General features: G+C 27.7%; 15 protein-coding genes and 2 tRNA genes. 1 reads left to right on the top strand and 16 read right to left on the bottom strand.

Features of this window, described 5'->3' with window-relative positions; genetic code table 11:
• Positions 1 to 16: 16 nt before the first annotated feature.
• Positions 17 to 93, top strand: a tRNA-Arg gene (locus GIL12_RS05970).
• Between the two features lie 296 nt (positions 94 to 389).
• Here the strand turns inward: GIL12_RS05970 and tgt are convergent.
• The 16 genes from tgt to GIL12_RS05890 all read right to left on the bottom strand — a co-directional run bounded on the left by tgt (position 390) and on the right by GIL12_RS05890 (position 13,123).
• A complete protein-coding gene (gene tgt / locus GIL12_RS05965; RefSeq protein WP_163469586.1) occupies positions 390 to 1,559 on the bottom strand; it encodes a tRNA guanosine(34) transglycosylase Tgt in 1,170 nt (389 codons plus the stop codon).
• Between the two features lie 8 nt (positions 1,560 to 1,567).
• Positions 1,568 to 3,739, bottom strand: coding sequence for a bifunctional (p)ppGpp synthetase/guanosine-3',5'-bis(diphosphate) 3'-pyrophosphohydrolase (locus tag GIL12_RS05960; protein WP_163469585.1), 2,172 nt, complete (start codon positions 3,737 to 3,739; stop codon positions 1,568 to 1,570).
• 26 nt (positions 3,740 to 3,765) lie between these two features.
• Entirely contained in the window at positions 3,766 to 4,281 is a 516-nt protein-coding gene (locus tag GIL12_RS05955) for an adenine phosphoribosyltransferase (protein WP_163469584.1), read from the bottom strand.
• Positions 4,278 to 5,123, bottom strand: a complete 846-nt coding sequence (locus GIL12_RS05950; protein ID WP_163469583.1) for a tetratricopeptide repeat protein — start codon at positions 5,121 to 5,123, stop codon at positions 4,278 to 4,280. Before GIL12_RS05950 ends, GIL12_RS05955 begins: the two co-directional genes overlap by 4 nt.
• Positions 5,107 to 5,766 carry a DUF502 domain-containing protein gene (locus GIL12_RS05945; protein ID WP_163469582.1) on the bottom strand — a complete coding sequence of 220 codons (660 nt, stop codon included), beginning with the start codon at positions 5,764 to 5,766 and terminating at the stop codon, positions 5,107 to 5,109. The genes GIL12_RS05950 and GIL12_RS05945 overlap by 17 nt, the downstream gene beginning before the upstream one ends.
• Positions 5,751 to 7,049, bottom strand: a complete 1,299-nt coding sequence (locus GIL12_RS05940; RefSeq protein ID WP_163469581.1) for a hemolysin family protein — start codon at positions 7,047 to 7,049, stop codon at positions 5,751 to 5,753. Before GIL12_RS05940 ends, GIL12_RS05945 begins: the two co-directional genes overlap by 16 nt.
• A 23-nt stretch (positions 7,050 to 7,072) precedes the next feature.
• A complete protein-coding gene (gene accB / locus GIL12_RS05935) occupies positions 7,073 to 7,525 on the bottom strand; it encodes an acetyl-CoA carboxylase biotin carboxyl carrier protein (protein ID WP_163469580.1) in 453 nt (150 codons plus the stop codon).
• Between the two features lie 30 nt (positions 7,526 to 7,555).
• Entirely contained in the window at positions 7,556 to 8,029 is a 474-nt protein-coding gene (locus GIL12_RS05930) for an ACT domain-containing protein (RefSeq protein WP_203522539.1), read from the bottom strand.
• 3 nt (positions 8,030 to 8,032) lie between these two features.
• On the bottom strand, positions 8,033 to 8,881 hold the full coding sequence (gene folD, locus GIL12_RS05925; protein ID WP_163469579.1) for a bifunctional methylenetetrahydrofolate dehydrogenase/methenyltetrahydrofolate cyclohydrolase FolD: 849 nt from the start codon (positions 8,879 to 8,881) through the stop codon (positions 8,033 to 8,035).
• The gene (fmt, locus tag GIL12_RS05920; protein WP_163469578.1) at positions 8,882 to 9,826 is read right to left on the bottom strand and encodes a methionyl-tRNA formyltransferase; all 945 of its coding nucleotides are present in this window, start codon (positions 9,824 to 9,826) and stop codon (positions 8,882 to 8,884) included.
• Positions 9,827 to 9,847: 21 nt separating this feature from the next.
• Positions 9,848 to 10,309, bottom strand: a complete 462-nt coding sequence (nrdR, locus tag GIL12_RS05915) for a transcriptional regulator NrdR (protein WP_163469577.1) — start codon at positions 10,307 to 10,309, stop codon at positions 9,848 to 9,850.
• Positions 10,310 to 10,330: 21 nt separating this feature from the next.
• Positions 10,331 to 10,801, bottom strand: coding sequence for a PTS sugar transporter subunit IIA (locus tag GIL12_RS05910; protein ID WP_163469576.1), 471 nt, complete (start codon positions 10,799 to 10,801; stop codon positions 10,331 to 10,333).
• A complete protein-coding gene (gene recO / locus GIL12_RS05905) occupies positions 10,795 to 11,511 on the bottom strand; it encodes a DNA repair protein RecO (RefSeq protein WP_163469575.1) in 717 nt (238 codons plus the stop codon). The genes GIL12_RS05910 and recO overlap by 7 nt, the downstream gene beginning before the upstream one ends.
• Positions 11,511 to 12,068 (bottom strand): hypothetical protein, encoded by a 558-nt coding sequence (locus GIL12_RS05900; RefSeq protein ID WP_163469574.1) that lies wholly within the window; start codon positions 12,066 to 12,068, stop codon positions 11,511 to 11,513. Before GIL12_RS05900 ends, recO begins: the two co-directional genes overlap by 1 nt.
• Before the next feature lie 5 nt (positions 12,069 to 12,073).
• Positions 12,074 to 12,877 carry a rod shape-determining protein MreC gene (gene mreC / locus GIL12_RS05895; protein WP_163469573.1) on the bottom strand — a complete coding sequence of 268 codons (804 nt, stop codon included), beginning with the start codon at positions 12,875 to 12,877 and terminating at the stop codon, positions 12,074 to 12,076.
• Between the two features lie 169 nt (positions 12,878 to 13,046).
• Positions 13,047 to 13,123: transfer RNA gene (locus GIL12_RS05890), tRNA-Arg, on the bottom strand.
• Positions 13,124 to 13,132 lie beyond the last annotated feature (9 nt).

The following is a 13,132-nucleotide window of genomic DNA, read 5'->3' as shown; positions in this document are numbered from 1 at the left end:
ATATTATTTATAGTGTGCTCCTATAGCTCAATTGGATAGAGTATCTGACTTCGAATCAGAGGGTTATAAGTTCGAATCTTATTGGGAGCGCCATAGAATGGCTTCAACCTGGGCAACTGCTCTTAAGTAGTTGTTTTTTTTTATGTTGAGAGCCATTTTTTGGAAGTTAGTCTTTTATTAGGTATTATATATATTAATGAAGAAAAAAGCTAGAAAATAAATCTTGCTTTTTTATATAAAATAAGGTAACATATATACAGATGTTTTATATTTCAATCCTTTGATAGGCTAATTTAGCTATTGCAGGGAAAGTAAAACACCGTTAAAAGAATGTACACACACATAAAAAAAATCCCCTATTTCTATATTTAAAGGGATTTTTTTGTTTTCTACTTATTTTCTTCAAACTTTTGAGGACGTATCCATTCTGATTCTTTTCCTAAAGAATAGTTTTTAATAAATTCTTCTTTAAATTCAATAAATCTATCTTCTAAAATTGCTTTTCTTGTATTTTTCATTAAATTTACTAGAAAATAAAGGTTATGATAAGTTGTCAATCTTTGACCTAAAATTTCTCCAGCCTTTAATAAATGTCTAATATAACCTCTTTTATAATTTCTACAAACATAGCAATCACAGCCTTCATCTAAGGGTCTTTCATCTTCAATATAGGCAGCATTTTTAATAACAAGTTTACCATATTTTGTAAATACAGTTCCATGTCTTCCAATTCTTGTAGGTTGGACACAATCCATCATATCAATTCCTTGTTCAACAGCTTCAAGCATATCCAAGGGTTCTCCAATTCCCATTAAATATCTAGGTTTGCCCTCAGGTAATTTTGGAGTAATATGTTTTAATACTCTATACATATCCTCTTTTTTTTCTCCAACAGCAAGACCACCTACAGCATACCCTGAAAAAAATTCGTCCATTTCCTTTAATTCGTTATATGATTTATCTCTTAAATCCTCATATATTCCACCTTGAACAATTGCAAATAGCCCTTGATCAGTTGGTCTTTTATGGTAAGCTACACATCTTTTAGCCCATCTAGTAGTTCTTTCTATAGAAGGGATCAAGTATTCCCTAGAAGATTGTCCAGGAGGGCATTCATCAAAGAGCATAGCTATGTCAGAACCTAAATTATTTTGAATTTCAATGGATTTTTCTGGAGATATAAATCTTTTAGATCCATCTAAATGTGAAGCAAATTCCACACCCTCTTCTTTTATTTTTCTAATAGTTCCTAAACTAAATACTTGGAAACCTCCACTGTCTGTAAGAATGGGTTTTTCCCAAGCACTAAATTTATGTAATCCTCCAAATTTAGCAATAATTTCATCTGTTGGTCTTAAGTGTAAATGATAAGTATTTCCTAGTATGATTTCAGAACCAAGTTCCACTAGTTCTTCCTTAGTCATTCCCTTTACAGTTCCTTGGGTTCCAACAGGCATAAATACTGGAGTTTCAATTGTCCCATGGGGGGTAGTTATAACTCCAGCTCTAGCATTTCCATTTTTTTTTAATAAGTTATATGTTACTGGTAATTTTTGCATTAACTCTCCTATCTTTCTACATTTATAACGTCTTTAATTTTCTTTATATTTTCAATTAAAAGGTTATAATCTCTTTTTTGAGCTATTTCAATAGCTACTTTAATTTTAATATAATTTCTACCACTTTTTTTAAGGGATTTTGAGTTTATATCAGTTAATGTTATTTTATGATCAGCAATTAAATTGATAATCTCCATAACTAATCCCTTATTGTCTTCTCCTATAACAGAAAATTTAAATTGGTACTTATTAATTTTTTTGTTAATAGTTTCTTCATCCCATTGTACTGTGATTTCCCTTTCAGGTTCATTGAGAATCATATTTTGAAAGTTTTTACAATCCTTTCTGTGAATTGCTATTCCAGTAAGTTTTGTAATATATCCTCCTATTTCATCCTCAGGTAAAGGAGTACAACATTTAGCAAATCTTACAAGGGTATTGTCAACTCCATCAACAATTATTCCATAATCATTTTTTTTGTGTGATTTTCTTGGTGATTGAACTATTGGAATATTTGGATTGTTTTTCAATCTCTCAGCTTCTTGATGTCCCCTTAGTTTATCAATAACTACATCCACTTTACTTCTAGTTTCTCCCAATACAAAATAAAAATCATCAAAGGAAGGGATGTTATGTTTTTCAATATGTTTTTTTATAATTTGATTATCTTCTAAATCTTTTAGAGTTAAAGGAACAGGTAGTTTAGAAAGTTCTTTTTCCAAAGCTTCTTTACCAAGCTTAATATTTTCTTCCCATTTTTTATCCTTTAACCATTTTTTTATTTTACTTTTAGCACTGTGAGTACCAACTATATCTAGCCAATCATTTCCAGGACCCTTTGCACTTTTAGAAGTGATTATATTAACTCTATCACCACTTTTAAGTTTATAGTCAAGGGGAACGATTTCTCCATCTACTTTGGCACCAATACATTTACATCCAACTTGAGTATGTATTGCAAAGGCAAAGTCAATAGGTGTAGAACCTTTTTTAAGCTCAGTGATATCTCCCTTTGGAGAGAATACATAGATAGTATCTTCCATAATATCCCCTGTTATAGTGGAAACAAACTCATCAGCATTATCAGCTTCCTTATTAACTTCTACAATGTCCCTAAGCCATGAGTAAACATTATCCTTTTTGTTAGGTACTATTTTCTCCTTATAACTCCAGTGAGCAGCAACTCCTTCTTCAGCTATTTTATCCATCTCCTCAGTTCTTATTTGTATTTCAACAAATTTCCCCTTAGGCCCAACTATGGTAGTGTGGATAGACTGATAGTTATTTGATTTTGGAACTGCAATATAATCTTTTATTCTTCCTGGTACAGGATTAAAATTTTCATGAATTATTCCAAGTACATGGTAACATTGGGATACATTGTCTACTATTATTCTAATTCCCATTAGGTCATAAATATCATCAAAATCCTTATGTTTTTCATATAATTTTTTATAAATACTATAAAAATGTTTGAATCTTCCTTTAATATGAGCTTTAATATTATTTTTTTCAATTAATCCTTTTATTGTTGCTACAACAGACTGAACATAAATTTCTCTTTCACCTTTTTTTGCATCAACAAGAGATTTAATTTCATGATAAATCTCAGGATAAATATAGTAAAAAGCAATATCTTCCAATTTAGATTTAATTTTAGCCATACCTAATCTATGTGCTAAAGGAGCATAAATAGAAAGGGTTTCCTTTGAAACCCTTATTTGTTTTTCACTTGGAACATATTTTAATGTTCTCATGTTATGTAATCTGTCAGCTAATTTTATTATTATAACTCTTAAATCCTTAGACATAGCAAGCATCATTTTTCTAATGCTTTCCCCTTGCTGTTTAGTACCATTAGGTAATTTTTTTAATTTAGTAACTCCATCTACCAATTGAGCAACATCTGATCCGAAATTATATTCAATATCTGCAAGGGTAATAAATGTATCTTCAACTATATCGTGTAAAATTCCAGCTACAATGGATTCAGTATCCATTTTCATATCAATCAATATCTGGGAAACTTCAGTAGGATGAAGAATATAATTGTCCCCAGATTGTCTGTACTGACCAAGATGAGATTCTTCAGCAAAAAAATATGCTTCCTTAATTTTGACTAAATCAACATCTAGTTTATTTTTTTTAATTTTTTCTTCTAATTCTTCCCAAAAATCCATAAGCTTCCCTTTCCCCAAATAGAAATTTAATATTTTATAAGAGAGATAACATCATAACCTTTAAGTTTATCTCTACCATTACATTCATTTTCTAATTCTATTAGAAATCCAATTCCAACAACTTCTCCACCTAACTTTTCAATCATTTTAATAACTGCTTCAATAGTTCCACCAGTTGCTAGTAAGTCATCAATAATAACAACTTTTTGACCTTTTTTTATTGCATCTTTATGCATTTCCAAAACATTGTTTCCATATTCCAATTCATAACTGCAGCTTATTACCTCTCTAGGTAATTTTTCTGGTTTTCTAACAGGTATAAATCCTATTCCAAGTTCACAAGCAACAGGACATCCAAATATGAATCCTCTTGATTCAGGACCTACAATTACATCAGCACCCTTGTCTTTAGCGTATTTTGAAAAATCGTTTATAGAAGCTTTAAAAGCCTCTCCGTTAGAGATAAATGTAGTGATATCTCTAAATATAATTCCTTTTTTAGGATAATCTACTATTGATGCTATATAATCTTTGTAATTCATAATGATTTTCTCAACCTTCCCTTTATTGTAGTATTATTTTGTTTTTCAATATCTTTTAAATTTTGTTTTTTTTCACGTTTTGAATTTTTTGTTTTTTGCCCATTATAGATAGTTTTAGCCAAGGCAACATATAAATTATCATTTCCTCCATAGGTTGCAATATATCTTTTTAACATTTCTTCAGCTATATCAAATTCATAAAAATAATTCTCTACACTTTCTGCAAAGAAAATTACAAAATCTTCATTGTTAGAATATTTGTTTTTATTTTCCTCTAAGAATATTCTCATTTTTTCAACTTGCTTTTCTTTGTTAAGTAAAGTCATATAGATACTAGCATATTCCTTATCAAAATGGTCAATTTGACTAAATCCTTCTTCAAATTCAAAAACACCCTCTTGTTCATCATTATTTTTAAATAATAGTAAACCTTTAAATAGTTTAGTATCAACAGTTAACTCATCTAATGGGATTTGCTTAATGTATTTTAAAGCCTTTGAAAAATCTTCAGTTAGATAGTAGACATATGATATTCCTGTTAAAGAATTAACGTCTTTTTCATTAATTTTTAGAGCTTGTTTATAAAATGAAATAGATTCTTTATAATTTTTTAAAATAGCATTAGCTCTAGCTGTTTCCTTTAGAGCATAAAAATTATTAGAGTCTATGTGTAGGACTTTATCATATTCTTTTAAAGCTTCAGTATATTTTTGTTCCCTTGCATAGTTCATGCCTTTTAAAAGGGAATGTTCTGCTTGTTTAAGTTTTTTAGAATCAACTGAGGAACAACCTATAATTAAAGTTGAAACTAAAAGTAATGTGATTTTATTTGTTAGTTTCATGTTTACTCTCCATCCCCGGAATTAAAACTCCTCCCGAAATAACTAATTTAATAGCATCTTCTATTTTAACATCTAAAATATGAACATCTGTTTGTTTCATTGAGATAAACATTCCAGATGTTGGGTTAGGTGAAGTTGGAACAAAAATATTATACATCTTTTCTCCAACTACATTTTCTATTAATGGATTATGCTCTGAAGTTAAAAATCCAATACTAAATATTCCCTTTCTAGGATATTCAATTAATACAGTTTTCTTATAGCTTGTGTTTTTATTTGATGAGATTAAATTAACAATTTGACTAATAGTAGTATAAATATGTCTAATTATGGGTAGTTTACACATTATATTGTTAATGGCAGAAGCAATCTTTCTTCCTAAAATATTTCTTGTGATATAGCCTACAAAAATTATAAATAGAATAATACTTAAAACATAAAATAAATATATTATATATTTTATTTCATTAATATCTGAGTAGCCAAATTTATTGACAAATTCAGATATTAGCTTAACTGTAAATGATTTGCTAGATAATAAAACAACAAAATTTATCATCCAGTTAATAATAAAAACAGTTAATAATATAGGTAATATAACTATTGATCCAGCATAAAAATAACTTTTTAATTTTCTAGGCATTGCTCCTTATCCCCTTTTTTTTTCAAGATAATTTTTGATATTCTGGTTTTTTTAATTTCCTTAACTTTTAATTCAATTTCCTCTAAAATAACAAGATCTCCAACTTTAGCCATTTCATCTAATTCGTTTAAAACTAATCCTCCCAAACTTTCATAGTCCTCTGAAATTGGAAGAGTTAGATCTAACTCCTTATTAATGGCATCAATATCTAGTTTAGCATCTATTTCATAAGTACCATTACCTAAATCCTTTATTGAATCTTCTTCCTTATCATATTCATCTCTAATTTCTCCAAAGATTTCTTCAATAACATCTTCTATTGTAACTACTCCAACAACACCACCATATTCATCAATAACTATTGCCATATGAACTTTACTATCTTTAAAGTTTGCTAATATTTTTAAAATTGGTTTTGTATCAGGCACAAAAAATGCACTTCTAACAAATTCCTTAACAGGATGATCTATTTTACCATCTTTTACAGCATTTAGTAAATCTTTAACATATAATAACCCAATTATATCTTCTAAAACTTCATTATATACAGGAATTCTAGAATAACCTAATTTAGTTATATTATCCCAAATTTCATTAATAGTTTTATTACCTTCAATGGCAAAAACTGATGTTCTAGGTGTCATAATTTCCTTTGCAGAAGTTTCTCCAAAAGTAACCATAGATTCAATCATATCTTTTTCTTCTTCTTCAATTATACCTTCAGCTTCTCCAACATTAATGTAAGAGATAATATCTTTTTCTGTTATCATAATCATTTCATCATTTATTTCAATTCCAAGAATTCTACTGATTAGTTTAGATATTCCAGTTAAAATAAAGATTAATGGTTTAGTTATTTTAGATAATATATAAACTGATTTAATTACTTTACTAGATATTTTTGAAGAATTGTTTTTAGCAATAATCTTAGGTGTGATTTCTCCAAATATTAATATGATAATAGTCATAACAGCTGTAGAAATAAAAACTGACATACCTTTGGAATTAGCCATTCCCTTATCTTTTAGTAATTGAGTAATAAAAGTAGTGGCAAGGGATGTTGCTAAAATATTTACAATGTTATTTCCTAAAAGGAGAGCTGTTAACATTTCGTTTGGTCTTCTCAACCATTCTTTTAACATTTTTCCTTTTTTAGGATTTTTGTAATTTATTTCTTCTAAAGAAATGCTTTTAAAAGCAGTTAATGCAGTTTCTGAAGCAGAAAAAACTCCAGAAAATATTATTAATATTATAAGTAAAATCAAATCATGAAATGTCTCCAATTGACAAATACACCTTCCTTAATTTATTCAACAACAAAAAGTTGATCTCCTCTTTGTACCACTGCACCATCTTTCACAAGAATTTTAACAATTTTACCATTAAAATTAGAAGTTACTTCATTCATCATTTTCATAGCTTCTATAATGCATACAGGATCACCAACTTGCACCTGATCTCCTTCGTTTATAAATGGAGCTTTACCTGGAGATGGCGAACCATAAAAAGTTCCAACTGTAGGAGCTAGTATTATGTTTCCGTTAATTACTTCTTTTTCCTTCTTTGTAGTTATATTTTTAGGAGTTGTAGAATCCATCTTTTTATTAACATTCTCCCTAGTATATACTACAGAATTATTCATAACTTCTTTTTTTAAAGTTATTTTTTCATCTCCCTTTTCAATGGAGATTTCCTTTAAAGAATTTTCATTTATTTTATCAGCTAATTTTTCTATCAGTTCTAAATTTATATTTTTCATTATTATATTTCCTTTCTACATCTTTTGTTTTTAGTTGCTTCCAATTATTCTAAGTTCTTTTACGCCCTCTATTTCACTAATAATTTCAAGCATACCTTCAATTTGTCTTAAAACATTTTCAGTAGTTTGAACAGTTATAGTTGCTCTACCAATACCATCAATAGCAATATTTTGCATGATAGTTAAAACATTCATATTGTGTCCTGCAATAACATCTAAAATCCTAGCTAAAATTCCAGGTTCATCAGTTAAGGCTAAATGAATACTAAAGACCTTTTCTTGACCACTTTCAAAAAATGGTTTAATATAATCTTTATACTTATAATAAGTACTTCTACTTAATCCAACTTTTTTAATAGCTTCATATTTAGATATTTTAGTTTCTTGAATTAAATCATTTACTTTAATTACATTTTGAATTGAAGTAGGTAATATTCTTTTATCAACTATATAATATTCTTTTTTTGTTTCGTTTTTTATTTCCCCTTTCTTTTTTCTACCCATATTTTATTTTTCCCCCTTTTCGAACGATTTTAAAGTATTTTTTAATAACATTGCAATAGTCATAGGTCCAACTCCACCAGGAACTGGTGTTATATAAGAGGCTTTTTTAGATACTTCTTCAAAATTAACATCTCCATATAATTTTTTGTCAACTCTGTTTATTCCAACATCAATTATTATTGCACCATCTTTTACCATATCCCCTGTAACAAAATTAGGAGAACCTAGAGCAGCAACAATTATGTCAGCATCTCTTAGTTTTTCAGTAAGATTTTTAGTTCTACTATTGCAAACAGTAGTTGTAGCTCCTTTGTTTATTAGTAAACCTGCAACAGGTTTTCCAACAATATTACTTCTTCCTATTACAACAGCTGTTTTTCCATATAAATCTATATTTGTTTGTTCAAGTAGATACATTATTCCTTGGGGGGTACATGGAATATATCCATCATTTTCACCTATAAATAGTTTCCCTAAACTCTCAGGTTTAAATCCATCCACATCCTTTTCAGTTGCAATGGCATTACAAACTTTATTTTCATCCATATGTTTTGGTAAAGGTAGTTGAACTAATATTCCATTTATAGAAGAGTCTTTGTTTAATTCGTCTATTTTACTCAATAATTCCCCTTCACTTATATTTGATGGAAAAGTTATTTTTGTACTTTTAACTCCAACTTTCTCACAAGCTTTAACCTTTGAACGAACATATATTTGAGATGCTGGATTTTCTCCAACAATTATAACAGCTAACCCAGGAACTTTTCCTATATTTTCTTTGTGATTAGCAACTTTTTCTTTTAATTCCTCTAAAATAGCATTTGAAATTTTCTTTCCATCTAGTATAGTCAATTATTGTTCAACTCCTTTAAATATTTCTCCAATTTTTATAAAATTACCGTTTAATAAGTCAGCCCCAGAAAGTCTTTTTTTACTTTGAGGTTTAGCAGATGTAATAATAACAGATCCATCCTTTGTTTTTACAACAGGACCTTTTCCTTTTACCTTTCCAACTACTTCTCCAGTAACACCATCTTCATATATTTTATTATTTTTTTCAACTTCGTATATTTTCATGATTTTATCATTTAAAATTGAAAAACCACAAGGTACAGGGCTAATTCCCCTTACAAAATTGTATATTTCTTCTTCATTTTGATTCCAGTTAATAACTAAATCTTCCTTTTTAAATGGCTTTACAAATGTTGCCTTGGAATCATCTTGAGCTATTCTATTATTTTTTCCTTCTCCAATTAAACTAACAGCTTCAACAATAGCTTCAGCAGCTAAATCTTTAAGTCTGTCATGAAGAGTTTCAAAATTATCCTTTTCATAGATTGGAGTTTCTTTAGCTAAAATAATATCTCCTGTATCAAGACCCTCTGCAATGTACATAACTGTAACTCCACTTTTTTTATCCCCAGCCATAATAGCTGCATTTATAGGAGCAGCTCCTCTAAATCTAGGAAGTAAAGATGAGTGAACATTTATAATTCCATATTTAGGAATATCAATAATTTCAGTTGGAATAATTTTTCCATATGCAACAACAGCTATTAAATCAGGTTTCATATTACGAATTTCCTGTATAATATTTTCATCTTTTAATCTATTTGGTTGAAAAATTTTCAAATCATTTTCCAAAGCATACTTTTTAACAGGGAGATATTCAATTTTTCTTCCCCTGTGATTTATCTTATCAACCTTAGTATATACCCCAATAACTTCGTGTTCTTTATTTAATATATCTAAACAAGGAACTGCAAAATCAGGAGTTCCCATGAACAAAATTCTCATATTTAGTCCTTTCTAAATTAATTAATTTGATTTATTTTTTTCAATTTCTTCTACAATTTTTATAAAAGATTTAATATCAGCAAAATCTTTATAAACAGAGGCAAATCTCACATAGGCAACTTCATCAATTTCTTTTAATTTGCTCATAATAATATCTCCTAATTCTTTGGTACTAATTTCACTTGTTAAGGAGTTTTGTAATGTTCTTTCAACATCAATAACAAATTCTTCAATTTGATCTTGACTGATATTTCTCTTAACAGTGGCAATGGATAGTCCTCTAATTAGTTTGTTTTTATTGAATTTTTCTCTACTTTGATCTTTTTTTATTACGTAGATGTCTCTTTCTTCAACTTTTTCATATGTTGTAAATCTTTTTTTGCAATGGAGACATTCTCTTCTTCTTTTAATGGAATTTCCATTTATAAAATCTCTACTATCAACTACTTTAGTATTATCGCTATTACAAAAAGGGCATCTCATAATTTACCTCCTAAAATAAATTTATATTTTTTCTTCTTCGTCTATGCACCTGATAACAGAAGAAGGATCTTTGCAGTTTGCTAATTTGTTTCTAAAAGATTCACTTCTGATTAATCTTGAAATTCTTGCTAAAACTTTTAAATATATTTTACTATCTTCAATAGGAGAAGCAAATACAAAAAATATATTAACTCCTTCTTCGTCAATGGAATCAAAATCTATTTTATGTTCACTTATTCCAAAGGCAACAGTTAATTTTGAAGCTCCACTAGTTTTAGCATGTGGTATAGCAATTCCTTTTCCAATCCCAGTACTACCTAATTCTTCTCTCTCAGTTAAAGCTTTTTTTATAGTATTTTTATCCTTTATATTTGAAGATTTAATCATCAACTCTGACAGTTCATTTAAAATACCGTCCTTTGTTTTACTTTCTAAATTAAGCTTTATTAAATCTTCTGACATATAGTCAGTTATTTTAACTATATCTACCATGTTATTTCCTCCAAAATATAATTTTTTACATTTAAATTTATTTCTAAATGATGATTTAAATATTTTTCATAAATTTTTAAAATATTAAACAAATATTTAATATCAATTTTATTATTTAACAAATTTTTTATTTTACGATTTCTTATTGCTAAAATAATTTCATATTCTTCCTCAGATAATAGAAAACTATTTGGATATTCTATTTTTCCAACATAAGAATGTTCAATTGAAAAATTCTTACCATTTTCTAGTATATAAGATACACCTTCTAAACTTATGACCTTGTCCATAAAACAAAGGAGTAAAGTCATATATTTATACTTTTCAGATTCCTTGTTTATATATTTCAAACTTTTGCAAAGAAATTGAAATAATTCACTACTTTGCTCCCAGTCATTTAATATATTATTTAAAATTGAAAATATGTATAAAACAACTCCAACTTTATCAAGATCCTTTCTTATAAATTCGTAATCTTCTATTAGTTCAATTGAACTACCTACAAAATTTTCATTCCTTTTATAGGCTATTATTTTACAATAGGAGAGAACATCTGCAGCAATTTTATCTCTATTTTTACTTTTTTTAATACCTTTAATTAAAACATCAACCTTCCCCATATTAGGGGTAAATATTTTAAGAAATCTGTCTGACTCTTTAATGTCAAATTTATTAATAACAACACCTTCTAATTTAAGTAGTTCTGTCATTATATATCAAATTCTTTCTTGGAAATACCTGAATTTATTATAACATCAGAGAACTTTAATGTACCTACAAAGATGTCATTGTCATATATTTCCATTTCTATTGGAATTCTGTAATTTGAAAAGACATTAAATTTAAGAATTTTAATATTTAAATTATCTTTTTTTATTATGAGATTTTTAGAGGTATTATATTTTTCTTTAAAGGAAGAACTTTTGTCATATGTACGTTGAAATAATTTAATAAATTCACTGATCATATTTTCATCAATACTAGCTTGTTCTTCTATTTTTTCATCAAATATAGGTAGATAAGTTATTTTTTTATTATCTTTATAAATAAAAATCTCTCCTCTATGGGATTTAGGTTCTAACATTTCTTTCCTAAGTTTATCAGGAAATATGTACTTAATTAAATAAGTTTTCTTTGTTTTTTCTTTATTTTGTACAGTTGTTTCTTCAACTTGCATGGTTAAATTTTTAATATTATTGATATCATTATACTTAGAGAAACTAAATGTAAATATAATGAAAAATAGTATTGAGATTTTTTTTATCATATAATTTATTCTCCTGTAATTACAATAACTTCATTTAAATTAAATATATCCAAATCATTTTTAATTTCATAAATTTTTTCAAGTCCGTTATTTTCTGAAATAACATTTTCAATTTTTCCAACATAGAGACCTTTAGGATATATATCACTTATTCCAGATGTGTATATTTCCTCTCCAACTTTTAAATTGGACTCTAAAGAGGATGTTGTTTTAAAATAAAGTGTATCCCCTGTATTTCCACTAAGAATTCCAAGAATTTTATTTTCTCCTAAACAACTTACATATGAATCTTTAGCTGTGAGCATTCTTACTTTAGAATATTTTGAAGAAGTTTCAACTATTTTCCCCACAAGAGTTTTGTCCACTAAAACTGGCATATCAACTTTAATACCATCTTCTGTTCCAAGTTTTATGGAAAATGTGTTATACAATTCTTGTATACTTTGGAAACTGACTTTTCCAACAACAGTTTTGTATTTAGTTTCTTTTTTTATTTCTAATATTTTTCTAAGTCTTTCATTTTCATCAGTTATCTTTTTTAGTAGTTCATCTTGATATTCTACCAAAGCTAACTTTTTTTTAAGGTCTAAATTTTCTTTGAATATTTCCTTATACTTAGTTAAAATTTCAAATGTTTCCCTTGTTCCAACGCTAGTAGTATAGATTTTGCTTTGAACAGGTAATAAAAGCATATTTATTTTTTTAAAACTAAAGAGAACGACACCCCTTAGAAAAAAAATTATAAATAAAAAAATTATAAAAAAATATATCCATCCCATAATGGTTCTTCTTTTTTTTCTCATTCTCATACATCCAGCTCCAATTTAATTAATCTATCTTAAATTATAATATATTTAGAGGGATTTGTAAAGTTGAATGACAAATTTTTTGGTACTTTGTTTGAAAAAACTCTAAATTTTTTAAACAATAATAAAAAACTGCCAATATTAGAGTATATTAGCAGTAAAATATTCTTTATGGCGATTCTGATGCGAATTGAACGCATGACCTACGCCTTAGGAGGGCGTCGCTCTATCCAACTGAGCTACAGAATCATGACAAGG

It is taken from the genome of Fusobacterium sp. IOR10, assembly GCF_010367435.1.
Taxonomy (GTDB): Bacteria; Fusobacteriota; Fusobacteriia; order Fusobacteriales; family Fusobacteriaceae; genus Fusobacterium_B.
The sequence above is the reverse complement of the archived record's forward strand: the minus strand, read 5'-3'. Positions and strand labels throughout refer to the sequence as shown.

Excerpts from the sequence above, each read along its gene's own strand:
- tgt (WP_163469586.1), bottom strand. The coding sequence starts at position 1,559 with ATGCAAAAATTACCAGTAACATATAACTTATTAAAAAAAAATGGAAAT.
- GIL12_RS05960 (WP_163469585.1), bottom strand. The coding sequence starts at position 3,739 with ATGGATTTTTGGGAAGAATTAGAAGAAAAAATTAAAAAAAATAAACTA.
- GIL12_RS05955 (WP_163469584.1), bottom strand. The coding sequence starts at position 4,281 with ATGAATTACAAAGATTATATAGCATCAATAGTAGATTATCCTAAAAAA.
- GIL12_RS05950 (WP_163469583.1), bottom strand. The coding sequence starts at position 5,123 with ATGAAACTAACAAATAAAATCACATTACTTTTAGTTTCAACTTTAATT.
- GIL12_RS05945 (WP_163469582.1), bottom strand. The coding sequence starts at position 5,766 with ATGCCTAGAAAATTAAAAAGTTATTTTTATGCTGGATCAATAGTTATA.
- accB (WP_163469580.1), bottom strand. The coding sequence starts at position 7,525 with ATGAAAAATATAAATTTAGAACTGATAGAAAAATTAGCTGATAAAATA.
- GIL12_RS05930 (WP_203522539.1), bottom strand. The coding sequence starts at position 8,029 with ATGGGTAGAAAAAAGAAAGGGGAAATAAAAAACGAAACAAAAAAAGAA.
- fmt (WP_163469578.1), bottom strand. The coding sequence starts at position 9,826 with ATGAGAATTTTGTTCATGGGAACTCCTGATTTTGCAGTTCCTTGTTTA.
- nrdR (WP_163469577.1), bottom strand. The coding sequence starts at position 10,309 with ATGAGATGCCCTTTTTGTAATAGCGATAATACTAAAGTAGTTGATAGT.
- GIL12_RS05910 (WP_163469576.1), bottom strand. The coding sequence starts at position 10,801 with ATGGTAGATATAGTTAAAATAACTGACTATATGTCAGAAGATTTAATA.
- recO (WP_163469575.1), bottom strand. The coding sequence starts at position 11,511 with ATGACAGAACTACTTAAATTAGAAGGTGTTGTTATTAATAAATTTGAC.
- GIL12_RS05900 (WP_163469574.1), bottom strand. The coding sequence starts at position 12,068 with ATGATAAAAAAAATCTCAATACTATTTTTCATTATATTTACATTTAGT.
- mreC (WP_163469573.1), bottom strand. The coding sequence starts at position 12,877 with ATGAGAATGAGAAAAAAAAGAAGAACCATTATGGGATGGATATATTTT.